This is a genomic window from Paenibacillus cremeus (assembly GCF_007786445.1).
Classification (GTDB): Bacteria; Bacillota; Bacilli; order Paenibacillales; family NBRC-103111; genus Paenibacillus_G; species Paenibacillus_G cremeus.
In genome coordinates, this window is sequence record NZ_VNJI01000028.1 from 43,463 (window position 1) to 67,296 (window position 23,834).

24 protein-coding genes, 1 pseudogene and 1 riboswitch are annotated in these 23,834 nt (G+C 45.7%); of the genes and pseudogenes, 17 read left to right on the forward strand and 8 right to left on the reverse strand.

Annotated features, from left to right (window positions below; translation table 11 throughout):
- The first annotated feature begins 18 nt into the window (after positions 1–18).
- The 10 genes from FPZ49_RS20720 to FPZ49_RS20765 all read left to right on the forward strand — a co-directional run bounded on the left by FPZ49_RS20720 (position 19) and on the right by FPZ49_RS20765 (position 9,786).
- Positions 19–1,128, forward strand: a complete 1,110-nt coding sequence (locus tag FPZ49_RS20720) for an alanine racemase (protein WP_144850496.1) — start codon at positions 19–21, stop codon at positions 1,126–1,128.
- Positions 1,129–1,215: 87 nt separating this feature from the next.
- Complete coding sequence (locus FPZ49_RS20725) at positions 1,216–1,608, forward strand: RidA family protein (RefSeq protein WP_144850499.1); 393 nt, start codon at positions 1,216–1,218, stop codon at positions 1,606–1,608.
- A gap of 66 nt (positions 1,609–1,674) precedes the next feature.
- The gene (locus FPZ49_RS20730) at positions 1,675–3,174 is read left to right on the forward strand and encodes a M81 family metallopeptidase (protein ID WP_261381514.1); all 1,500 of its coding nucleotides are present in this window, start codon (positions 1,675–1,677) and stop codon (positions 3,172–3,174) included.
- A gap of 13 nt (positions 3,175–3,187) precedes the next feature.
- Entirely contained in the window at positions 3,188–4,513 is a 1,326-nt protein-coding gene (locus FPZ49_RS20735; protein WP_144850501.1) for an aspartate aminotransferase family protein, read from the forward strand.
- Positions 4,510–5,268 (forward strand): SDR family NAD(P)-dependent oxidoreductase, encoded by a 759-nt coding sequence (locus tag FPZ49_RS20740; RefSeq protein ID WP_144850503.1) that lies wholly within the window; start codon positions 4,510–4,512, stop codon positions 5,266–5,268. Before FPZ49_RS20735 ends, FPZ49_RS20740 begins: the two co-directional genes overlap by 4 nt.
- Positions 5,269–5,328: 60 nt before the next feature.
- A complete protein-coding gene (locus FPZ49_RS20745) occupies positions 5,329–6,279 on the forward strand; it encodes an aldo/keto reductase (protein ID WP_144850505.1) in 951 nt (316 codons plus the stop codon).
- A gap of 28 nt (positions 6,280–6,307) precedes the next feature.
- Positions 6,308–7,249, forward strand: coding sequence for a Gfo/Idh/MocA family oxidoreductase (locus tag FPZ49_RS20750; RefSeq protein WP_144850507.1), 942 nt, complete (start codon positions 6,308–6,310; stop codon positions 7,247–7,249).
- A 46-nt stretch (positions 7,250–7,295) separates the two neighbouring features.
- On the forward strand, positions 7,296–8,126 hold the full coding sequence (locus tag FPZ49_RS20755; RefSeq protein ID WP_144850509.1) for an HpcH/HpaI aldolase family protein: 831 nt from the start codon (positions 7,296–7,298) through the stop codon (positions 8,124–8,126).
- A 40-nt stretch (positions 8,127–8,166) separates the two neighbouring features.
- Positions 8,167–8,937, forward strand: a complete 771-nt coding sequence (locus tag FPZ49_RS20760; protein WP_144850581.1) for an SDR family oxidoreductase — start codon at positions 8,167–8,169, stop codon at positions 8,935–8,937.
- A 60-nt stretch (positions 8,938–8,997) separates the two neighbouring features.
- Positions 8,998–9,786, forward strand: coding sequence for an SDR family NAD(P)-dependent oxidoreductase (locus tag FPZ49_RS20765; RefSeq protein WP_144850511.1), 789 nt, complete (start codon positions 8,998–9,000; stop codon positions 9,784–9,786).
- 233 nt (positions 9,787–10,019) lie between these two features.
- Here the strand turns inward: FPZ49_RS20765 and FPZ49_RS20775 are convergent, their stop codons facing one another.
- The 5 genes from FPZ49_RS20775 to FPZ49_RS20795 all read right to left on the reverse strand — a co-directional run bounded on the left by FPZ49_RS20775 (position 10,020) and on the right by FPZ49_RS20795 (position 13,579).
- The gene (locus FPZ49_RS20775) at positions 10,020–10,295 is read right to left on the reverse strand and encodes a DUF2653 family protein (RefSeq protein ID WP_144850513.1); all 276 of its coding nucleotides are present in this window, start codon (positions 10,293–10,295) and stop codon (positions 10,020–10,022) included.
- Between the two features lie 228 nt (positions 10,296–10,523).
- The gene (locus tag FPZ49_RS20780; protein WP_144850515.1) at positions 10,524–11,033 is read right to left on the reverse strand and encodes a hypothetical protein; all 510 of its coding nucleotides are present in this window, start codon (positions 11,031–11,033) and stop codon (positions 10,524–10,526) included.
- Between the two features lie 493 nt (positions 11,034–11,526).
- Positions 11,527–12,453: an HD-GYP domain-containing protein gene (locus tag FPZ49_RS20785; RefSeq protein ID WP_261381515.1), complete on the reverse strand. Its 927-nt coding sequence runs from the start codon at positions 12,451–12,453 to the stop codon at positions 11,527–11,529.
- Positions 12,454–12,470: 17 nt separating this feature from the next.
- Positions 12,471–12,956, reverse strand: coding sequence for a MarR family winged helix-turn-helix transcriptional regulator (locus FPZ49_RS20790; RefSeq protein WP_144850517.1), 486 nt, complete (start codon positions 12,954–12,956; stop codon positions 12,471–12,473).
- Between the two features lie 119 nt (positions 12,957–13,075).
- Positions 13,076–13,579, reverse strand: coding sequence for a CBO0543 family protein (locus FPZ49_RS20795; RefSeq protein ID WP_144850519.1), 504 nt, complete (start codon positions 13,577–13,579; stop codon positions 13,076–13,078).
- A 180-nt stretch (positions 13,580–13,759) separates the two neighbouring features.
- Between FPZ49_RS20795 and FPZ49_RS20800 the strand changes: the two genes are divergently transcribed.
- The 3 genes and pseudogenes from FPZ49_RS20800 to FPZ49_RS37530 form a co-directional block, all read left to right on the forward strand.
- Positions 13,760–13,996, forward strand: coding sequence for a DUF3231 family protein (locus FPZ49_RS20800; protein ID WP_186445961.1), 237 nt, complete (start codon positions 13,760–13,762; stop codon positions 13,994–13,996).
- A gap of 7 nt (positions 13,997–14,003) precedes the next feature.
- Positions 14,004–14,102: a hypothetical protein gene (locus FPZ49_RS37525; protein WP_186445962.1), complete on the forward strand. Its 99-nt coding sequence runs from the start codon at positions 14,004–14,006 to the stop codon at positions 14,100–14,102.
- A gap of 77 nt (positions 14,103–14,179) precedes the next feature.
- Positions 14,180–14,509 (forward strand): annotated as a pseudogene (locus FPZ49_RS37530) (DUF3231 family protein); the annotation flags it as partial.
- A 39-nt stretch (positions 14,510–14,548) separates the two neighbouring features.
- On the opposite strand, the gene FPZ49_RS36925 reads toward FPZ49_RS37530, so the two are convergent.
- Complete coding sequence (locus FPZ49_RS36925) at positions 14,549–14,950, reverse strand: hypothetical protein (protein ID WP_261381516.1); 402 nt, start codon at positions 14,948–14,950, stop codon at positions 14,549–14,551.
- Positions 14,951–15,073: 123 nt separating this feature from the next.
- Between FPZ49_RS36925 and FPZ49_RS20815 the strand changes: the two genes are divergently transcribed.
- Entirely contained in the window at positions 15,074–15,685 is a 612-nt protein-coding gene (locus FPZ49_RS20815) for an HD-GYP domain-containing protein (RefSeq protein WP_186445963.1), read from the forward strand.
- A gap of 17 nt (positions 15,686–15,702) precedes the next feature.
- Here FPZ49_RS20815 and FPZ49_RS20820 read toward each other — a convergent pair whose 3' ends face one another.
- A complete protein-coding gene (locus FPZ49_RS20820; protein WP_144850529.1) occupies positions 15,703–16,356 on the reverse strand; it encodes a GAF domain-containing protein in 654 nt (217 codons plus the stop codon).
- Positions 16,356–16,748 carry a helix-turn-helix domain-containing protein gene (locus tag FPZ49_RS20825; protein WP_144850531.1) on the reverse strand — a complete coding sequence of 131 codons (393 nt, stop codon included), beginning with the start codon at positions 16,746–16,748 and terminating at the stop codon, positions 16,356–16,358. The genes FPZ49_RS20820 and FPZ49_RS20825 overlap by 1 nt, the downstream gene beginning before the upstream one ends.
- A 254-nt stretch (positions 16,749–17,002) precedes the next feature.
- Positions 17,003–17,088, forward strand: a riboswitch (cyclic di-GMP riboswitch).
- A gap of 64 nt (positions 17,089–17,152) precedes the next feature.
- On the opposite strand from FPZ49_RS20825, the gene FPZ49_RS20830 reads away from it, so the two are divergent.
- The 3 genes from FPZ49_RS20830 to FPZ49_RS20840 are packed head-to-tail and all read left to right on the forward strand — an operon-like array spanning position 17,153 to position 23,799.
- Positions 17,153–19,618, forward strand: a complete 2,466-nt coding sequence (locus FPZ49_RS20830) for an EAL domain-containing protein (protein ID WP_186445964.1) — start codon at positions 17,153–17,155, stop codon at positions 19,616–19,618.
- A gap of 10 nt (positions 19,619–19,628) precedes the next feature.
- Positions 19,629–22,919 carry a response regulator gene (locus tag FPZ49_RS20835; RefSeq protein ID WP_186445965.1) on the forward strand — a complete coding sequence of 1,097 codons (3,291 nt, stop codon included), beginning with the start codon at positions 19,629–19,631 and terminating at the stop codon, positions 22,917–22,919.
- A 28-nt stretch (positions 22,920–22,947) separates the two neighbouring features.
- Positions 22,948–23,799, forward strand: a complete 852-nt coding sequence (locus tag FPZ49_RS20840; protein WP_144850537.1) for a CheR family methyltransferase — start codon at positions 22,948–22,950, stop codon at positions 23,797–23,799.
- Positions 23,800–23,834: the final 35 nt, after the last annotated feature.

The window sequence follows — 23,834 nt, forward strand, 5'->3', positions numbered from 1 at the left end:
AGGAAAGGTGGGGATCCGATGCCGTTTGTAACGATTCCCGAATCCATTGATACACCTGCCGTCATTATTGATCTGGACCGGCTGAATGCAAATCTTCGCCGGACGGCTGACCTAGCCACCAAAGCTGGCGTACGACTCAGACCGCATACGAAAACTCATAAAAGCATATGGTTAGCGGGTGAGCAGCTAAAGTATGGCGCTTCCGGTATTACGGTCGCCAAGTTAGGTGAAGCCGAAATCATGGTGGAGGGGGGAATCGACGACATCCTGATCGCTTTTCCTCTAGTCGGCCGTCAGAAGCTGGAAAGACTGGGCCAGTTGCTGAGAAGGAGTACGTTTTCCGTCAGTGTGGATAGCTATGAGGCCGCCCGAGGGTTATCGGAGCTGGGAGAGCATCTGGGCCAGCGTATTCCGCTTTATCTGGACGTAAATAGCGGTCTCGATCGTTGCGGAAAAGAGCCGGGAGAGGAGACAGCAGAGCTCGGGTTGCACATCGCCAAGCTACCTGGCATTCGGCTGGCTGCGCTCATGACCCATGCTGGTCATGCTTACGGAAAGGGTAGTGCGGAGGATTGGTTGGCAATCGCCCGCTCTGAAGCGGAAGCGCTTGTGGAAAGCCAACGTGTGCTGCGGCGTAAAGGTGTTGAAGTAACTGAGCTCAGTGTCGGTTCGACGCCTACGTCTAAATTTATAGGGCAGCTGTCTGGGTCAGGAATTACGGAAATACGACCGGGGGCGTATGTATTTGGTGACGGTTCCCAACTGTATCCAGCAATGATCAATGAAGCCGAATGCGCGATGCGTATTGTGGCGACCGTCGTCAGTACGCCGAGGCCGGGCACGGTCATCATTGACGCCGGCTCAAAAACATTGACTAACGATACCAGTCCACACCGCTTCGGATATGGCTTTATCGCAGAGCATCCGCAGGTGTTCATCGAGCGTCTGAGCGAGGAGCATGGTATTTTATCGGTACCGGAGAAGACGAAGTTTCGAATCGGCGATCGGTTGTCCATCATTCCAAATCATTGCTGTACGGTTGTGAATCTGCATGACCAGTTGGTTGGTTTGCGCGGGGGTGTGGTTGAGTGCATGATCAACATTGATGCGAGAGGCCAAATAACGTAGACTGCGCATTCGAAGAGCGCAAGCGGTTTGCATCATAGTAGTTCAACCCCAAAAAACGTCTACATTGCGAGTAGGGAGTGAAACTAAATGTCCATTCAGTTGCATACGAACGAAGCGCCGGAATTTCCTCTTCCTTTTTCCCAGGCTTTACGGGCTGGGGATTTCATCTTTGTTTCCGGGCAGGTAGGCGTAGATCCGCAAACCCGGAAGGTGATAGGCGAGACCATCGAGGAACAAACGGTACAATGCCTTCGAAATATAGGGACGATCTTAAACGAAGCGGGTCTGACGTTGGACCATGTTGTGAAAATCAACGCATATCTTTTAAGAGCTGAGGATTTCCCGGGCTATAACAAGGCCTACGAAGAAATTATGAAGCGGCCGTTTCCCGCACGCACGTCCATTGGCTGCTCCATCGGTTCTTACCTCGTTGAAATTGACGCCGTTGCTTATGCTCCTTCGGTTCGCAGTGGCGATTGAGGTTTCGGCAAAACGGAAGAAAGAAGCACTTGATCTATGGTGTGCTTTACAAGGAGGTTATGTAACATGACAGGAACCGAACCGAAGCGCTTGACCCTCGCGGTTGCCGGTATCGTGCATGAAACGAATACGTTTGCTCCAGGTGTTTCGGGGCTCGATCGCTTTCAAAGCGAATGGACGGAGGGTCTTGCGGCATTCTCCAACAGGTATTTTGGTACTCGAACTACGATGGGCGGCGTCCTGACAGCAGCGTCAGATCTGGGCATTCAACTTGCTCCTGGCTTGTACACGGCTGCGACACCCAGCGGTATAGTCAGTGCGGAAGCAGCGGATACCTTGCTTGCCGCATTAGTTGACTCCATAGACGAAACGACGGATGGGCTGCTTCTAATTATGCATGGTGCGATGGTTTCGGAGCAGTATCAGGATTTTGAGGGAGAGTGTTTGCGCCGTTTACGGGATAAGCTTGGCAGTTACTTTCCGATTACCATGACACTTGACCTGCATGGCAATATTAGCCCAGATATGGTAAGGCAAGCGGATGTGATTGTTGGTTACGATACCTATCCCCATATTGACATGTATGAGCGCGCAGTAGAGGCCGTCCAACTGTTGGTAAAGACCATTCGGGGCGAGGTCCGACCCGCAACCGCTTACGGTCATACCGGCATGCTCGTCGTTCCGCAAGGGATGATGACTGAACTGTCGAGCATGAAGGAGATCATGGAACGAGCGTTTGCCATTGAGGATGATCCGAAGGTTCTTAACGTGACAGTAGCTGGGGGGTTCCCTTACAGTGACGTCCCTGATGCTGGGATGTCCTTTGTCGTAACCGTAGATGAAGACCGCAGGCTAGCGGAACGGTATGCTCAGGAATTGGTGAGTTTGGCCTTGGAACGCAAGGAATCGTTTAATGTCGTCTATGCCTCGCCGAAGAAAGCAGTGGCTGAAGCATTGGCTTGGCCAGATGGACCAGTGATTTTGGCCGAAGGCTCAGATAATGTAGGGGGCGGAGCCCCAGCTGATGCTACGCACGTGCTGGCGGAGTTAGTTGGTACCGGGCAACCCGCACTTGTCGTTATTTGTGATCCGGAAGCAGTGAAGCATGCTTATCAGGTCGGAGTGGGCGGAGACTTCGCCATGCCAACAGGTGGCAAATCCGATGGGGTGCATGGCAAGCCTGTTGCTCTGGAAGGTGTGGTCCGCGTACTGTTTGACGGACATTACAAACACATCGGTCCCTATATGACCGGTCAGCAAGCCGAGATGGGTAAATCGGCCGTTGTCCAATGCAGGAAGCTAGCGGTGATTTTGACAGAAAAACGGGTCCCTCCATGGGATTTAGGTCATGTCATCTCGGCTGGCTTATGGCCGGAGGACTTCAAAATTATCGTAGCCAAATCTGCGATTGCCTGGCAAACGGCTTTCGGAAAGTTTGCCAAACATGCTATACACGTGGATTCTCCTGGGTGTTGCAGCGCGAATCTCCACCATTTTGACTATCGGCATGTAAGAAGGCCCATCTATCCTTTGGATTTAGCGCCAGAGCCCAGGCTTGGACCGTAGAGGAGGAATGTGCATGAGGACGCTAGACCAATCGAGCGCACACTACGTCGAATCACAAGTCTTTTTGGCAGGGGGCGTAGCCAGTTCACTACGAAGCGCTATGAAGCCGGTGCCACTATTTGCTGCGGAAGGCTCAGGCCCAAGGCTTCAAGATGCTGACGGTCATGAGTACATCGATTACTTGCTAGGATACGGGCCGCTGCTGCTTGGTCATGGTCATCAAGCGATAGTAAGCGGTATTCATGAAGCGCTAAAACGCGGTACCACCTTTGGCCTCCAGCATATCGGGGAAATCGAGCTCGCCCGCAGATTAACGGAGCTACTGCCCTGTGCGGAGCAGGTTGCAATAAGCGGGTCCGGCACGGAAGCCGTTATGCTGGCGCTTAGGCTTGCCAGGGCACATACGGGCAAACGGAAAATTGTGCGCTTCCACGGACACTATCATGGGTGGGCCGACTCCATCTTTACTTCCTTCCCAAGTTCCGATATGCGACAGTCCGATTCCGTCGTATCAACAGACCTCATTTTGCCGGGAACAGGAGGCCAGAGCCAGTTAGCCTTGGAGGACATTATCTTGCTTCCATGGAACGATCCGGAAGCGCTGGAGGTCACTTTACGGCAAAATCATGGCGAGATCGCCGCAATCATTTCTGAGCCGGTCATGTGTAACTCTGGCTGCATTTTGCCCAAACCAGGCTATCTTGAGCGGATGAGAGAGCTAACAGAAGAACTGGATATCGTCATGATTCTCGACGAGGTGATTACCGGTTTTCGGCTCGGTCTAGGCGGAGCTCACGGGAAATTTGGGCTGAAGCCGGATTTGGTTACCATTGGCAAAGCGCTCGGCGGAGGCATCGCTATCAGCGCTGTAGTAGGACGCAAGGACATCATGGATCTCATAGCCAGCGGAACGGTTAGCCACCTCGGCACATTAAATGGCAACTGTATTGCCACTGCTGCCGCATTGGCTACAATCTCCGAGTTGTCCAAAGATGGTGGGGCGGTATATAGCCGTCTGGAGCAAACCGCATCCCAATTGGTTGAAGGAATCCGCGGGTTGTTCGCTAAGAACGGCATTGCGGGAATTATCAACCAGGCTGGAGCTGTCTTTCACATGATGTTTACCCGTGAACTAAAGGTGGATGATTTTGCTTCATTTAATCAGAGGGATGTAGCCCGTTATGCTGAATTTGCAGCGTATCTGCTGCACGAGGGAATCCTCGTGCGCCCTAATGGCTTATGGTACGTATCGACCGCACATGGTTTACGGGAGGTTGACGAAACGCTCGCCGCTGTGGATCGGGTATTCCAGAAGCTGCAGGGAGGAACCTCAGTATGAGGCTAAAACAGCAAATAGCACTGATTACTGGCGGGTCGACCGGTATCGGCAAGGCGATTGCCTTGCGGTTTGCGAAGGAAGGCGCCAAGGTGGCCATATCCGGCCGCAGCCGGGGTCTGCTGCAAGAGACAGCTGGTGAGATCGAGGCTGCCGGCGGCGAGGCCATATGGATTGAGGGCGATGTTCAATTCACAACAGATGTACGTCGTATGGTCAGTGCGGTGTTGGAGCGCTGGGGCACATTGGATGTTCTGGTGAATAATGCGGGTATTTGTCAGCCGGCTCCCTTTCTTGAATTGGAAGAGTCGGAATGGGATCAGCATATGGACATCAATCTAAAAGGAACCTTTCTAACCGGTCAGGCAGTGGCAAAAGAGCTCGTTAAGCAAGGCAAACCAGGTTCCATCATCAATATGTCCAGTGTCAACGGACTGGCAGCGGAAGCCAATCAGGCTCATTACAATGCCACCAAGGGAGGCATGAATCTGCTTTCCATGTCGATGGCGCTTGAGCTGGCTCCTTATCGCATTCGGGTGAATGCGTTATGTCCTGGTTTCATCGAAACACGATTAACGAAGCCGCTCATCGACAATTCCGCTGCATTCGGACCATATTTAAATACAATCCCTATGGGAAGAGCGGGGGTGCCGGACGAAATCGCTGACGCAGCTTTGTTTCTGGCTTCAAACGACTCCCGCTATATGACCGGACATTGTATGGTTGTAGACGGCGGTCAGTTGATCAAACTGTCTTGACGGGTTTTACATGCTTCTTTTTTTGGGATTGACGCAAGTGAAAAAAGGAGAGAAGTAGCCATGGGAGTAAATAATCCGAAGCCCAATGCATGTTTTTCACCTATCACATTGGGAACGGTGCAGTTGGGCATACCATATGGCATTGCGAATCGGTCCGGCCAGCCGGATGAACTTCGTTCTCGAAAAATCCTGGACGCTGCCGTCGAAGGAGGAATTACCTCCTTTGACACTGCTCCCACTTACGGCAGTTCCGAGCAGATATTGGGACAATATTTTTCGGAATTTGACTCGGCGCCATTTATTATTACTAAGTGGGGATTACATCATGGGAACTCCCGATTAACCGAGGCAGAACTGCGGGAGCAGCTTGATGATATGCTTAAGGAACGAGAGGATCGGCTGAAACGTTGTCCCATTCCGGCCCTTCTGCTGCACACCCCACTCATGTTGAAGGAATACGGTGCAGAGATCACAAGGTTACTTCGAGAACGGGTGCAGGAGGGCCGAATCGGCAAGGTGGGTGTGTCGCTTGGTGTGCATGTGGACCGTGAGCTGGATGAGTTGCGGGAGATCATTGAGGATGACTTATATTCCATCGTACAAATACCACTCAATGTTTGGGATCAGCGTCTGATTCGAGATGGGGCGCTTAAAACGCTGCAAAGCTCGGGAAAGCTAGTACTTGCTAGAAGCGCCTATCTGCAGGGGCTATTGCTTATGGATACACAGACGCTTCCCAGGCATCTAGCGGAAGCGGCCCCTTGGCTAGCCGAGCTTCACCGGCTGGCAGAGCAGGAGGGGTTGACCGTTGCCGAATTTTGTTTTTCTTATGTCCGCTTTACTACCGGAGTGACAAGTGTACTGATTGGGGCGGAGACGGAGGAACAGGTTCGTGAAAATTTGCAGCTCCTCCAGGTAGGACCGCTGCGAGAACAGACGCGGGAGCGTATCCAGCGGGTATTCGCCGATGTACCGGAAGAGCTTATTACGCCTGCGCTTTGGAAAGCTTGAGCCCATTTGTTTCGAAAGGAGGAGCTGTATGAGGCAGATTAATCTTGCGGTGCTTGGCATGGTGGATGGTAATGGGCACCCATATTCCTGGAGCGCTATCTTTAACGGGTATGAACCGAACGTGATGGAGCAATGCCCTTATCCGGGCATCCCGCGGTATTTGGAAAAGGAACCCAAGGAACAGCTGCAACTCCATGGAGCTCGCATTACTCATATTTGGACGGACCGGCTGGAGGAGGCAAGGCACGTTGCACAAGCGTCGCTGATTCCCCATGTGGTGAATCGGCCCGAGGACGTAATCGGTCAAGTGGACGGTGTATTGATTACCACTGACATCGGCTCTGAGCATGTAGAGCGCTGCCGGCCTTTTATTGAAGCTGGTGTGCCGGTGTTTGTAGATAAGCCGCTGACGGATAACGAAAGCGATCTCATGCAATTTTCCCGTTGGGTGCGTGACGGAGCCAAACTCATGTCCTCCAGCTGTATGCGCTACTGCAAGGAGTTTATGCCGTACCGCGCCTCCATCCACGACCTGGGTGAGCTTCGGTTTTCCACGGTCACGACGTTTAAAAGCTGGGAGCGGTATGGCATTCATGCCCTGGAATCTATTTATCCGATATTAGGACCTGGATTTATTTCCGCCCAGAACAGTGGAAACAAGGAACGTAATGTTGTTTTGTTCAAGCATCGGGTTCACGGCGATGTCGTCGTGGCGGCGATGGACGATATGCATGGCGCATTCGGTCAGCTGCAGCTGTGCGGTACGAAAGGAAGCGCGTCAGCGGTACTGCAGGATACATTTTATTCTTTTAAAGCTCAGCTGCAGGCATTTGTTGGTTATTTGCAAACAGGCGAGCGTCCGTTTCCTTTTAGCGAAACGGAGGAACTGATGCGAATGCTAATCGCGGGCATTCGCAGCCGGGAGGAGAACGGCAGGGTTGTCCTGCTAGAGGAGATCGCAACGGAATAAGTTTTACAGCCCAACCATTTTTATTTGGAAGCGAGGCAATATTCCTATGAGCCAGCGATATACGATGAGGCCAAGCCGAGTAATGCGAAAGCTGCGCAGCGGACAGACGGCGATTGCCCTGAAGCTGAACCTAGCCGATCCGAGAATCGCGGAGATGGCGGCAAGGTTTTCAGGAGTGGACTGTCTATGGACGGATATGGAACATGTCCCGAACGATTATGCCGTAATCGAGCGGCAGATTTGGGCGGCTAAGGCTTACGATGTGGATGTACTCGTTAGGGTTCCAAGAGGCAGCTATAGCGATCTAACCCGTCCGCTGGAGATGGATGCTGCAGGAATTATGATACCGCATATTATGAGCTTGTCCGATGCCAGACAGGTCATCCATTATACAAAATTTCATCCGGTCGGCAGAAGACCGCTGGATGGAGGCAATGCAGATGGAGCTTATTGCAATCTGGATTTAACGGACTACATGCATCAGGCGAACGAGCAGCGATTTAACGTGCTGCAAATCGAGGATCCGGAGCCGCTTTCTGAGCTGGAAGACATTATCGCCGAGCCAGGTTTGGATCTGATTTTCTTCGGACCGGGAGATTTCAGTCAAGGGATCGGCGCTCCCGGTGAGTGGAATCATCCTCTGATTAAGGAAACTCGTGAAACGATAGCGCGGCTTGCGCAAAAGCATGGAAAATACGCTGGCACGGTTGGCAGTACCGCCAATCTCGACGAACTGAAGGCCATGGGCTACCGGTTTGTTAGTGTGGGTGCAGATGTCGTTGGCTTCGGTCAATATTTAAGCGGGATTGCCAAGGGGATCTCAAGCGGTACGGAAACCCCAGCTGCTGACTCGATTTATGGTTCCGCTAAAAGCTAAGGTAAGGGGGAGCTAGGCATTGTACACAGAGCTATTCTCTATGCACGGGAAAAGTGTAGTTATTACAGGGGGATCTGGTTATTTGGGCTCAGCTATAGTCGAAGCGTTGCTTGAATTTGGCGCGGAGGTGACGGTTGCCGACAAAGTGTTCCGAGCCAGTCCGGCTTTGGAGCAAGGGGTTCAAGAGGGGCGGCTGAGGCATCTGGTGTGTGATGTGTCCAGCACCGAGTCGATCCGCAATATGCTGAAGCTACATCAGGCGACGAGCAGCAAGCTAGATGTTCTGATCAACTGCGCTACCTACGGAGCCGGGTACGGCCAAGGGGCGGAGCTGGAGTTTATGACCGACGAAGTATGGCATACAGGCGTGGATGGTGCGGTTGGAACAGCTTTTCGCTGCACACGTGAAGCGATCCCGTACTTGAGACAAAATGGAGGCGGCTCGATTATTAATTTTGCATCCATGTATGGTGTCGTTTCGCCGGATCCATCGATTTACGGGGATAGCGGAGCCAATAATCCACCTAATTATGGCGCCGGTAAAGCGGCCGTCGTGCAGCTTACCAAGTATTGCGCCGCCCACTTGGCCAAACATAATATCCGTTGCAACAGCATATCGCCGGGGCCTTTCCCCAATTTGTCCATCAGCGAGAATAAAGACTTTTTGGTGCGACTCTCTGCAAAAACGATGCTAGGTCGACCGGGTAAGCCGTATGAGGTAGCTGGAGCGGTGCTTTTACTGGCATCGGACGCTTCAAGCTACATGACCGGTGCAAACCTGATGATTGATGGAGGCTGGACCGCCTGGTAACAGGGTGTCCGCTGTGATTTGGACTCAGATAAGCATAACGTTCAGAAAGGAGGGGAAAGTTTGAATACCCATGTCTTAAACAGCTTTTCTTTGACGAACAAAACCGTATTAATTACGGGAGGCGCTGGACTGTATGGTAAACAGATAGCTATTGCGTGTGCACAAGCAGGAGGCGAGGTCTTTGTAACCTCACGGGAGGAATCGCGGCTTAGCGGGATTGAAGCCGAATTTCGCAATCTCGGTTTGAATGTCCGAGCGATCCAATTTGACCAGGAGCAGCTAGACGCGATCCCATCTATACGCGGCAAACTGGATGCTTTGGCAGGCAAATGCGATGTACTTGTAAATAATGCGGTTGCTCGGACTATGTCGCATTACAATGCTCCTCTCGAAGCCTTCGCCCGAAGCATGGCAGTTAATGCAACAGGATTGTTTGAGCTGACTCGAGTTATCGGAGATTGGATGGGAGAACAAGGGGGCGGTTCAATTATTAACATTGGCTCGATTCAAGGGATGGTAGGCCCTGAGCCGGGGTTATACGAAGGACTTTCGAGCAACGGGTTGATACCAGATTATTTTTTTCATAAGGGCGGCATGATCAACTTTACCCGCTTTATTGCCAGCTATTACGGTGCTAAGAAGGTCCGATGCAATTGTATATCGCCGGGGGGCTTTCAAACGGATAAAAATATACCTGAATTCGTTGCACGGTACAATGCCAAAACGATGCTCGGCCGTATGGCCAGAGCGGACGATATTTGGGGGCCAATTGTTTTTCTGGCTTCTGATGCATCGTTGTACATCACGGGAACGAATCTTCCTGTGGATGGCGGATATACAGCCAAATGAGGAAGCGCGAGATGAGTTCCACCGCCTGGCGAACGAGCTGCGGAAGGTTAGCGGGCAGACGGTAGAGTAACATTCCCAACAGTTGGATATGCTAAGGTTACCCTTATATCAAAGGGTAACCCTTCTTCAAAGGAGCCCCACCTTCGGCTGGTGGGGTTTTTGTTTTTTGTTAATATAAAGGTAAACCTTATCTTTCTACTGAAATATCACCACTAAATATTTTCGTAATTTCATCACCATGACAAATTAATAAGCAATCTTGCTGCGTTAAACGAATAATAGGCAGACAGATAAAGAGCTACAGCATCAATTAATTCCTGCTGATTCAAGAAAAATTCTTGATAATTCAGTCTACCTCGAGCGGAGAATCCTTTGTGCTCTTCAAAAAATAATTTTATCTCATTGACATGGTGCGGCTCACTGCCTTCAACTCGACCATGGTTTACTTTTGCTGCAATCGCTACACAAACGGAGTCAATGATGTCTTGTTCATCAAATTGAATGTTCATGATCTTCGTCCTCTCAAAGATTTAAATATAACCACAATAAGCCAAATGACTAAAGCTGCAACTGCTAAATCTAAGATTAGTGCCATGAAAGAGAACGGCTGATGAACATATTGCCATATTTCATAACTCGCAAAACAATGTTTTTTATGTATTTCAAAACGTATACTTTTTGAAAGGCATTATGATCTTATATATAACAAACCGCTGCAGATGGATTGCAGCGGTTTGTTATATTGTGCGTTTATTTATCGTTTTTAAGAAATACCATTTAATAAAATGGTAAAACAGTAAAGTAAGACAGATAACGATTAAATAAATGGGGAGTGAATACATCACATGCCATCCTTTGTATTGATAAACATGAAATTGATCTGTAAGCCATTCAAATCCAACTGAAAACAGAGAGTAAGTCAAGATATAAACCCATTTAGAAACGCCGCGCAAATGCCATCGGTCATAAAGATAAACCAGAAAATAACCAAATGGAGGATAAAGAAACCACGTAAAAAAATCAAATAACTCATATCCCGGTGTATCATTGATGTCATAAAGATCATATGGCGGTGTTGCTAAAATTAAATCAAACATTTTGGCGATAATCGTTGTAAATAAGAAGAGCAGGATCGTGATGGTGGTTGGAAACCTCTGTGGGAGTAATAACATGAAACCATACGTTATAATGAGCGATGATAGAATAAACCACTCGTTGGCATCGAAGCTAACTGGAAGCTCGATCATAACGTATCACATCCTTCTTGAAAATAATACGAAACACACTAGTTAGCGCATAAGCAACTAAAATAAGCGCACTCCACACAATAAACGACCACCATAGATGCCAATGCGTATGATGAAGAATGCTCGCCCAATCAAGTGTATATTCTATGCCTACCAGACAGCTTGTAGCAATTGAAAATAAAATGATCTTCATACCCCAAAAACGAATCGATGCAAAGCGATCAATAAGACATACGACGATCGAAGGAACTAACATAAACCGGATACAAAAAAAAGACCAAATCTTTTCAAGATCGGTATCTAAAGTGATGAATTTTAAATTCAAAGTTAAGATTGCCATTATATCCCCGTAGATGAAAATGAAAACCATCCAGCAAACGAAAATTTCGAATAGATGAAGATGCCTGTCTGTAACAATAAAAAAGATAAAAAACGCCAAGCTTGCAGATAGACATATGGTTATCGCCATAGCATATTCCTCTCTCCAAAGAATTTATTGTTCTGATCGGATTTTTATTTCCCCGATCTTCAAAAGCTTAATAAAAACTTCGACTATCTGTGGATCGAATTGCGTGCCCTTGTTCTTATCTATTTCACTCATGATGTCGTCAAGTGCCATGACATTTCTATAAAGCCGTCTTGAAGCCATCGCATCGAAGGAATCTGCAACGGAAACAATGCGCGCAAAAAGTGGAATTTGCTCTCCCTTTAAGCCCTTTGGATAGCCCTTGCCATCGTATCTTTCGTGATGAAATAACACGATGTCCAATATGCCATTTGTTTTAAAATCAGAAATATGCTTTAGCGTTTCATAACCAATTACAGGATGTAATTTTATTAACTCATATTCTTCGGCGGTTAGTTTATCTGCTTTCATCAAAATATGTTCCGGAACGCCGATTTTCCCGATATCGTGCAGCAAACCACCGGTATTAATATCTTCGCACTGAGTGGCGTTCAAATTCATTTCTTTAGCAATCTTAATAGCGTAATTCGCTACATTTTCAGAATGGTTTGCCGTGTACGAATCCCTTGAGTCTAATGCTTTTGCAAGTGCAATGGTTAGTTCTTTTTCTTGCTTTTTTATTTTGTGATAGTGTTTTGTCATAGTGGCTGAAATAAAAACAACTAACGTAAATGAGATTAAACGGCACAACATTGCTTCAATGTGTTCTATACCGTCATCAACGAATGAACGGGCAAATACAACAAATGTACAAAGAAGAAATAAGACTGGCTTTGATATTTCTGAAAAGCCAAGACCTAAAAATATTAAAGTCAGAATGTACAGCGACGAAATATCTTGATGAGTAACCTTCGTTGCAAGTGGAACTAAAACCAAAAGAACAAAGAAACCATAGCGAAAAAACTTACAATTCACCACGATATTTTCCAGTGAACTGACAAATCTTGAACTCAAATAAACACCACTTTCTTCTAGTGCATTTGAAATTTAGTTGAGCTTGGCTGGGTTAACCAGGATACAAAATTTTCCCCTTTGTAATGCTGTAGCAGCGCCATTCCATTTTCGAGGAACGCTTGTATCTCCTCGCGTTTAACAGTTGAAGAATTAAACAAAAAATCTTTTTGCGGCATGACTTGTATTGCAATAGCCATCAGTTTCTCCATTCCCCGGCTAGTTAGGGAAACGTACTTGAATTTGGTTTTATTCTTTTCAATACGGACGAAGTTTTCTTTAACTAAAGGTGGCAGCAGCCGACTGACCGTTGATAAGTGCCAGCATCCTAATCTGCTGATATCGCTAAATGTTAATGCTATATCACTTGTTGATAAAATAAACAAAAGATGCTGCTGCGCTGAGGAGAGACCATGTTCTTTATCGATATGTGACCACTGATCCAGGATGGAAAAATACAAAGCGCGAATCATTAAAACCATTTGCTTTTTCATTTCATTATCCATTTGCCATTGTCACCTCAAAGTCAGATGTATATACAACTCAAAATTAATTTGCGCATATTGGGAAATATTATTCCAAAGATTAACAAAAAGAAAAAGCACCCTGTAGAAGGCGCCTTGGCTCACTTTATCTGATTTTCATTATTTAAAAATGTCTTGTTGATAAAAGGGACTTTTTTGCTTACACCCAATATTCCTCTGGAGAGCAATTTTACAGACAAAATAGCAACAAACGTATGCAACAATGTCCAATGGTTATGGTACCTGATAAGTTTTGTTTTCTTAAGCGCCCAAAGCTCAAGCAGCATTTGCGGAAGAGCGAATAAAAAGGATGTACCAAATATTTTTTTGACATTTGCTTTGTATGTCGCTTGGCAAAACCAAATTGAAATGTAGGGGCAAATTAAATAATCATAAACCAATTCAATTTTAAATACCTTTGGCGCAAAGCGTTTTGGGTATGTGATATACCTTTTCTTAGTCAAATACCGATTAATGCCGTGATTGATAACGCCGCTAAGCAAAAACAAACTCGACCAATATTTTACCGACGGTTTTCTATACAAGGTTGGTATCAAAAGAACGGAAATGCCGGTAGCTATCTTCAATATGGTTTTTTCCTTCAAATGATACACCTCCCGGTTTTAACTAAGGATTTGACTTGTATCCGCAACTTAAAATTATTTTATCCTTATATCATCAAATTATTTGAGTTTGCAATCCTACTGATTGTTAAATCATGATGAATGTATAACGTATATTTTGGAATAATAAGACGAAATGCACTTGGATGGAGGTTTAAATTAATGGAAGACAAAACGAAGATGGACTTAACCTCCTCAGAGATGTCCATCCTTTGGAAAACGTATATATTCGAAAACGTTAAACCGCTGTATCTTAAAGCACTTACCGCAACGGTTGAAGACAATGAAATAGCTACAATCATTAAAGACAAGTTAAACACAAAAGAGCAACGTATACGGACTTTAACGGAAATTTTTAAAAAAGAGAACTTCCCTCCCTGTTCCAATGGGGTTTACTAATCAAGATATGAATGTAAGCGCGCCGCGATTGTTTACCGATGCGTTTATGGCGCATTACGTTTATTACATGGCGACAATGGCGATTGATAATTATCGAATTGGGTAACGATATCTTCCAGAGCAGATATTCGCCAGTTTTTCATCAGCGGAATCAACACCTTTATTCAGTTTACAGACAGAATAATGGATTGTTTGTTGCAAAAGGGATTGTTTGCCCGCTCACCGTATGTTCCTTATCCTAAACAAATTGATTTTGTACAGGAGACAAGTTTCATTCACGATATTTTCGGCAAAAAAAGACCACTGCAGACCATTGTATGCTTAAACCAACAGCGCAATGCAATCGGTCAACAACTACTCATCGCCTTTAAACAAACAGCAAAATCCGATGATGTTAAAGCATACATGGACGAAGGTATAAAGCTATCTTCATCCCTAATGGAAACATTCGCTTCGCTCTTGAAGGAAGATGATTTAATTCCCCCTTCCTACAGCGGCTTAGGAGTGACAGATTCACCGGAAGCGCCTTTTTCGGAGAAGCTTATGTTAAGTTTAATGACTTCGCTCAACAAGATCAATTACCGGTTGGATGAGTTCTTTCAACTCTTCGGCCGAGCTGCTTTTTACACTTTTTGCAACGAGAATGGTTCCACTGAACACTTCCCGAACGACATAAAGCGTCTCATTTCCTTTCTCAGGTTGAACGCCATCCATTGAGATCATGATTCCACCGTGATCATTTGAAACCTGTGTAAGCTCTGCTTTTGCATATTCGGTGACGCTTGAGCGAAGCAAGGTAACATAACGTTCGTACAGTCGTTGAGAGTTTCGCTCCGAAGTAGCGACACCACGCTCATTAAGTTCTTGAGTGGTCTCTGCGATCGTCATGTGGAGCTTGAAACGTAATTGTCCAACAAGAGCTAATACGTCGAAGCCGTATGATGTATGTTTCATACACAATGAATCTGCTTCTGCTGATTTGTAATATGTCTTTGGATAAGTGCAATTAGGATTAGTGCACACAAATGAGTATTCATAATCAATCGTATGGAGTTAAGGTTTGGGAGGATGGAACAGATGATGCTCATACAAGAAGAAAAGTCATATTCGGTTATGGATTATATTTTGGAATTCGCTGAACAAGATATCTGTTCATTTTTGTTGAGGAAATTACAGCGTCATCATCATGAAACCTATCAGCATTTGCTTCGTGTCTCGGGTTTATGTATGGAGCTTTTTCATAAGCTCGGAATCCATAAGACGGAGCAAGCGAAGATGATACGTTCCGCATTGCTGCATGATCTCGGAAAGCTTGCCATCGATAAAAGTCTGCTGGACAAAAAAGGACCGCTCGACCGGGAAGAATGGACAAGGATCCAAAACCACTGCCGGTCCGGTGTTGAGATACTGGAGCGAATCGGCATCAATGAACATTTAAACTCCGATATGATTCAGTTTCATCATGAGAATTTGGATGGTTCCGGGTATTATGGGTTAAAATACAGCGAGTTATGTCCAGGGGTCAAAATCTTACGTGTGGAGGACAGCTACGATGCCATGACCCAACCGAGAGCTTATAAAAAATCGATGAACTCTAAAGAAGCTTTTGAAGAGTTATTTCGTTGGAGCGATATCCATTACGATCCGCTCGTTGTAAATATGCTGTATTCTTTGAAAAAAACCAACTAATGAGGATCTCCACAAGATCAAGTAATCTTGTCCGCTTGGATCTGTTTCAGTATAACCTCCTTATTCGAGACAAGCTCCTTCCCGATAAGCGGGCCGAATGCTTGATAACGTTGTATGTCTTGATCGGTAAATGGGTTTTTGTTATTGGCAAACATCACTTGATGGCCGAAAGCGTTATTATTGTGCAGAAGCGGCATTGCACAAAAAGCATGAAGTTGGGATTTTAGCAGCTCGGTCCGATGGTTATTGTTTACATAATGATCTGAACGTTCTACATCATGTATAACCAGAACCTTATCGATATAATCCGGATTGACCGAGCCGGCGGAAACATCGTTTTTGACGCATAACCCGTGGGTATATTCGTTATATGCCGCAAGTAAGTCCGGCACCGAGCTGTTCCACAGCTTCTGCGTTTCATGTTCATACAAATAGATGGAATGCGTGAACCCGGGGAACTGCTGCCGCACATATGCGAGATATCGGTTCATCAAAATTTTGGAACGAAGGGCGATATACTCGGTGCTGCCAAGCAGATCCTTTTGAAAACAATCGAGGAGTACTTGAGCTATGTTCAGCTCCTTAGAATGATTGCGGGAAATGGAGGTGAGCAGCTCGCGAATTTCCTTAGTGATCTTAAAATTTTTTAATGAGGCAACTATTTCGTCCACTAAGTATCCGCCGCCTTTTCATCGAGTATATTCGTATGCTGCTGATCTAAACGTTTCTGGACAATGGTCTCCAATAAACTGCAAATCGATTCCAGCTCTTCCTCCGTTAAGACATGTCCATCCCAATGCAATTTTCCAATTGGAGACGACAATCCCGGTAAAGTGGGCAGCGTAACCCGATCGATGGATTGGCTCAATCCCAATAAATAATCCGCAGTTGTGTCTAATGTTGTTGCCAGTTTATGAATCACCTTGATCTCCGGCTCACGTTTGCCATGCTCATATCCGGATATGGTCGTTTTAGCTACTCCGACCTTTTTCCCGAGCTCTTCCATAGTATAACCGCGCATCATACGCAGCTGCTTTAAACGGCTTCCAAAATGACTGGGCACAGTCCCACCCCCTGAGTAATTTCCAGTTGAAGTACTTAATGAAATAGTTTAAACTTGCTATGTACTCGAATTGAATACATTTTTAACTTGTTTATTTAAGCATTAGTATAACTTAAATGTCCCTAGATCAAAAGGTGTATTCAATCGCCAATTCTGCCTAGTGGTTACCAGAAATAATCATTTGAAGAAAAAGTTAAATTGATTTGATATGAATATATACTCAAATTGAATACTTTTTTATCATGTAAATACATATATGACAAAGGCAAATCCTACGAAAGTCGGAGACGCAAAACCGCGGGTCTAAGGCAGAAACTGCTATGACGGCTAGGTTACCAAAAGGAATGAAGCAGCCTATCCTTTTTGGGAGGGCTGTTTTCTTTTTTCATGATTGGGGGGTATTTATGATGAACGAGGACAAGGTCAATATCTTACTGGTGGATGATCAGGCGGAAAATTTATTGGCGCTGGAAGCGGTTATCGAGAGAGATGACTACAATTTGGTCAAGGCATATTCGGGGGAAGAAGCCTTAAAATATTTGTTCAAATATGAATTCGCTGTTATTTTATTGGACGTTCAAATGCCGGGATTGGATGGTTTTGAGACGGCTAAAATTATTAAATCCCGTGTCAAATCCAAAAATATACCGATCATTTTCGTCACGGCTAATAACATGGATGAACAGCATGTATATACGGGGTATTTTGTTGGCGCCATCGAGTATATTCTTAAACCGTTTGATCCGAATACGTTGAAGGCAAAGGTCCAAGGGTTTGTCGAGATCTATAAAACGAACCGCAAGCTGACTGAGCAAACGGAAAAGCTTCTCCAAAAGACCAAGGAATTAGAGAAGGCTTATAAAGAGCTGACGGCGATGACTTCGGAATTAAGTAAATCGCAGGCATTGGCTAATGTAATAAGCGAAACCTCCATTGATTCGATGTTCGTTCTCGATCAGGACGGCCGGATACTGAAGATAAACCCTGCTGTGAAAAAAATGTTCGGATACGAGGAGATCGAAATCTTGGAAAAAAACATTGAACTCGTATTTTCTTCAGCTAAATCGCAAAGCTTCATCAGGAGCCGCTTAAACAGTTTAGCCGGCATGGAAGAGATTTTGAAGGATGAAGAAGGTATTAAAGAAATTTCCGCTGTCCGCAAAGACGGGAGTACGTTCCCCGTGGAATTTCAAATCGGCAAAACGCTCATGGAAAATAAAAGCATTATCGCCTGTACGATCCGGGATGTAACGAAAAAAAGACAATTCGAGCAAATGATCACACATATGGCCTACCATGACGGATTGACAAATTTGCCGAACAGGCGATTGTTTAACGATCATTTGAGCTCGATGTTAAAACAAGCCAAGCAAAAGAATCAGCTGCTGGTGATGATGTATTTGGATCTGGATCGTTTTAAATATATCAATGACTCGCTTGGCCATGCCATTGGCGATAAGCTGCTGCAAGAGGTTGCGAATAAGCTGCTTGTCTGCACACGCGGCGAGGGGGATTTCGTCTCCAGGATTGGCGGAGACGAATTTAACATCCTGCTGCCGGAAACAAACCGGGAGGCCGCGCTCGAGATGGCCGAAGAGATGCTGGAGCAATTTAAAAAACCGGTATATATAGAAAATTATGAATTATTCGTTACGGCGAGTATAGGGATCAGCGTGTTTCCTTATGACGGAGAGGATGCTCTTTCGCTCATGAAAAATGCGGATGCCGCTTTATACCGTGCGAAAGAGCAGGGCAAAAATAAGTATCAAATTTACCATTCCGGTATGAACCTCCAATCCTATCGAACTTTCATCCTGCAAAATGATTTGAGGAAGGCGGCCGAACGCGAGGAATTGATTCTTCATTATCAGCCTCGAATTGATGCTGCGACGGGAAAGGTCATAGGCACCGAAGCGTTGATTCGCTGGAATCACCCGAGCTGGGGACAGCTCCTGCCCTCTGAGTTTATTCCATTGGCCGAGGAAACCGGGCAAATCGCTGGTATAGGCGAATGGGTTTTGCGGAAGGCCTGCGAGCAAAATAAGCTGTGGCAGAATGAAGGGCTTCCTTTAACTCGAATCGCGGTTAATTTTTCGCCGCTGCAATTTTTACAGAAGGATCTTATTCGTATCATCAACCAAATCTTAACTGAAACCGGTGTAGAGCCGGAAGTGCTGGAGATCGAAATTACGGAATCCGCCATCCTTCAAAATGAAAATATCATCACGAAGATGCTGCATGAAATTAAAGGTATGGGAATTACGATCAGTCTCGATGATTTTGGTTCCGGAGGCACTTCCTTAAGCACGCTTAAAAATATTCCGGCCGATATCGTCAAGATCGATAAAATCTTCATTGACGATTTATCCGTCAACCCGAGTCAGGGCACGGCATTTATTACCTCGATCGTCTCATTGGCTCATAGCTTGAAAATGTCGGTTGTGGCCGAAGGAATTGAGTCGGAGGAGCAGCTGAACCTATTGAAAAAACTCGGTGTGCAGGGCATGCAGGGATTTTTATTCAGTCCTCCGGTACCGCCTGCAGAGCTCGATTCGCTGCTTAATAGGGGTTTACCCGAGCAGTTTACCTATAAGAGCAAGATCGAGAAGGAAGTGGATCAGCAGGATATTCTTGATTTTCAGCTTTATCGAATGAAAGAGCTCTTCTCTATTTCATCCCGCGAGCATGATGTATTTAAATTAATCATTGATGGTTTAAATAATAAAGAGATCTCTGAGCAGTTATTTATAAGTGAGCATACGGTGAAAAATCATATTACGCGCATTTTTCAAAAATTGAATGTCAATGATCGTCTTCAGGCTATGGCCAAAGTATACCAGAGCTGTATTCAGCAAAATAAAGCTCTATAAGGGGACCATTATGAGAATCAGAACCAAACTGTTAGTGGGATTCAGTACGAAACCTTTCCTTATCATCCTTCTTATTTCTATAAGCTGGTACCAAATATCAAGTCTTCGCGAAACAAGCAGTCTATTGCAGCAAAATCATCAAAAGGTGATATTAGCTTCGGAAATTCAAAGAGGCGTTAAAGATGAGGTCATTGGGATTCGAAATCTTTTCCTGCTAAATGATAAGGTGGCGATCGAACAGGAGCTGCTTTCTTTGCAAGCGAAAGGTCTTTCCGTCGATAAAAGTCTCTCTTTGTTGGATTCGAGCACAGGCTCGGCCGAGCAAAAGAACATCATCGAGGATTTGAAGGCTACGAATCAAGCCTATAAAATTTATCGTGATAAAGTGGTTCAATTATTTTCACAGGGGCAACGAGATGCAGCGATCAGCTTAATAAATGGCAATTCACAAAGACTTCAAGAGGATTATATCAAATCCGTAGATGCATTATTCGATGACTCCGATAATGTCTTAATACAGTCTTTAAACAGTATTTCCAATGATTTCGAGCGGCAACTTCTATGGGGAACTATTCTTTCCTTGCTCGTTGTAGCCATTGGGATTGGAATCACTGCCAAAAGTATATTGAGTCTTGCAACCCGGTTGAAAAAAGTATCCAATGTGATGATCAATGTGGCAAACGGAAGTGTAGAATTAAACACGAAGCTGGAAGTAACGTCAAACGACGAGATAGATGATGTGGCCCGATCCTTTAATACGATGACACAGTCCTTGGAGGAGCAAGCGGAGAGGGAGAAAAAGCTGAACAAAGAAAATGAGGAGCACGCTTGGATTAAATCCAATGTCGCCGACATCGCTACCGGCCTCAGCGGCATCCAGGAGCTGCAGTTATTCTCCCAAACCTTGCTTACCAAAGTAACGCCTTTAGTCAGAGCGAGTCAAGCGATCTTCTATATCATCGATACGGACAAACAAAGTACCGAGCCTGTATTAAAATTGCTCTCTTCTTACGCTTACAAGGAGAGGAATCATATTGCCGGCCGCATCCGTTTTGGGGAAGGACTTGTCGGACAAGCTGCTTATGAGAACACCCCCATACTGCTGACTAATATTCCAGCGGATTATATTCGAATAAGCTCCGGTCTTGGCGAAGCTCCGCCACAAAATATTTACGTGCTGCCGGTCAGCTTTGAAGGAAAGGTCATCGCAGTCGTCGAAATTGCTTCTTTGCATTCGTTTATCCCGGTGGAGCAAGCCTTTTTGGATGAGCTAATCGGCAATTTAGGCATCATATTGGATAACTTTATGCGCAGAATCCGCTTAGCAGAGCTATTGGAGGAATCGCAATTATTAACGGAGGAGCTTCAGGTTCAGTCCGAGGAATTGCAAACTCAGCAGGAGGAGCTTAAGGCTGCAAATGAGGAATTGGAGGAGCAGACCCAAGCGCTCAGGCAGTCGGAGGAGAAACTTCAGGTTCAGCAGGAGGAATTGGAGCAAACCAATGCAGAGCTAAGAGAGAAAGCAAGCATGCTGGAGATTCAAAACCTGGCGCTGGAAACGACAAACATGGAAATTGAACGAGCCCGCGCCGACCTGGAGGAAAAGGCAAAACAGCTTACATTAAGCTCCAGGTACAAGTCAGAGTTTCTGGCTAATATGTCCCATGAGCTGCGGACGCCATTAAACAGTCTTTTAATTTTATCCAAGTTGCTGGCTGATAATCAGAACGAGAACCTTTCCCCGAAGCAGATCCAGTTCGCGGAAACCATTTATTCATCGGGCTGCGACCTGCTGACTCTTATTAATGAAATCTTGGATTTGAGCAAGATTGAATCAGGCAAAATAGGCGTCAATCCAGGCAAAGTACAAATTAAGAAGCTGGCGGATTATGTGGATAATAATTTTCGTGCGGTTGCGCAAGAAAAGAACATCGGATTTAACATTATTTTGAACGATGGCTTACCGGATGTTATTTACAGCGATGAACAGCGGATTCAGCAAATATTAAAAAATCTATTGTCGAACGCTTTTAAATTTACCCACCAGGGCGAAGTTACTTTGAAAATTGAATGGCTTAACTCCGAGAGTGATTCTGAGCAGCCGAAGCTGATCTTCACCGTGACGGATACGGGAATAGGAATTCCAATCGATAAGCAGGATCTGATATTTGAGGCGTTCCACCAAGCCGACGGCACGACGAGCCGCAAATACGGGGGAACAGGGCTCGGGTTAACGATTTGCAGAGAAATTGCGTATCTGTTAGGCGGGGAAATCGTTGTTGTAAGCCAAGAGGGACGAGGCAGCAGCTTCTCCTTAATTATTGGAGGGTATTTGGGCATCGAGCCTAATACCGAGTCTTTACTTCAATTAAACGAAGCTGCGGTCACCGTAGAGCAACTGGACAATAAACCGGAGCTCGAACACAAAAATACATCCGTGATTGACCGGAAGTCTCCCCCGCAGGCGCAGGAGAGCTCCGTCAGCAGCATTAAAAGACTGTTAATTGTAGATGACGATTTAGTTCAGCGTAACAGCTTGATGGAGCTTATCGGCGACCGGAATGTCATTATTACGGCAGTTTCTTCCGCCGCGGAAGCAAAGGAAGAGCTGAAGGTCGGCCAATTTGATTGTATGGTCCTTGATCTGGGATTGCCCGGCGTTACCGGCTTTGAATTTTTAGATCAAATTAAATCGCAGCCTTCTTTTGATAATATGGCTGTATTTATATACACCGGCAGAGAATTGACTTCAAAAGAGGAGATCATGCTCAAAAGATACGCTCATACCATCATTATCAAAGATTCTCATTCCCCTCAGCGTTTAATGGAGGAGCTTAAGCTAATTTTGACACCAGGGGGTGAATTGGAAGCATATGACGATCCAAATGAGGATCGACCGATGCCGGACATTAGAGGTCTGGAGGACCGCAATGTTTTGCTTGTAGATGACGACGTCCGCAATGTATTTGCCATCTCGAACGTGCTTGAAATGTATGGAATGCAGGTTACGCTTGCCGAAAACGGACTGGAAGCCGTTAAAATTTTGGAGGAACGCTCCGATTTTGACTTGGTGTTAATGGACATCATGATGCCGGAAATGGACGGATATGAAGCCACAAGAGTCATTAGGTCTAATCCGCAATATTCCGAGCTTCCCATTATCGCGCTGACCGCAAAAGCAATGAAGGAGGATCGGGAAAAATGCATCGAATCGGGCGCATCCGATTATATCGTTAAACCCGTTATTCCTGAGCAGCTAATTTCTTTAGTTAAGGTTTGGGTATGCCCGGAGGAAGTATAGAACAAAGGTTTTTCTGAGGGTGGGTGACATGAACGAGTTGAGCGAATTTCAAAGCAGATCTCAAGAGAGTCTGGAGAAAATAGAAATTGAATTGCTGCTGCAGGGAATATATGCTTGGTGCGGATACGACTATAGAGGTTATTCATATAACTCCATAAAAAGAAGAATATGGCATAGAATTCATGCGGAGGGGTTAACCAGCATCTCGGGGCTGCAAGAAAAGGTGCTTCACGACCCGTACTACTTAAAGCGGCTGTTGGGCGATTTCTCCATTAATGTGACCGAAATGTTTCGTAACCCGTCATTTTTCTTGGATTTTAGAGAAAAGGTAGTGCCAATGCTCCGCACTTACCCGACGATTCGGATTTGGCACGCAGGCTGCTCGACCGGTGAAGAAGTATATTCTATGGCGATATTGCTTCAGGAAGAGGGCATCTACGACAAAACCAAAATCTATGCCACTGATATCAATTCGGAGGTGCTGAAAGCGGCGAAAACAGGGCTGTTTCCGCTCGACGCCATGAGGAAATATACTAATAATTATATCAAAGGCGGCGGCAGAAGGGCTTTTTCCGACTATTACAAAGCAACCGCTCAAGGAGTAAAGTTTCATTCAAGTCTCACCAAAAATGTTATTTTTGCGCAGCATAATTTAGTTACCGACCAGTCTTTTAACGAGTTCAACGTCATCCTCTGCAGAAATGTTTTAATTTATTTTAATAAACCATTGCAAGAGCAAGTGCATGAGTTATTTTACAGGAGCTTGGGAACATTTGGGGTTTTGGGGCTCGGTGAATCCGAGACGTTAACGAACATGAAGCAGGCAGGCTGCTATGAAGAGATTGCCGGTTATCAGAAGCTGTACCGTAAGATTAAATAAACTATAAGCCGTTTTATCCAGAACTGGGATAAAAC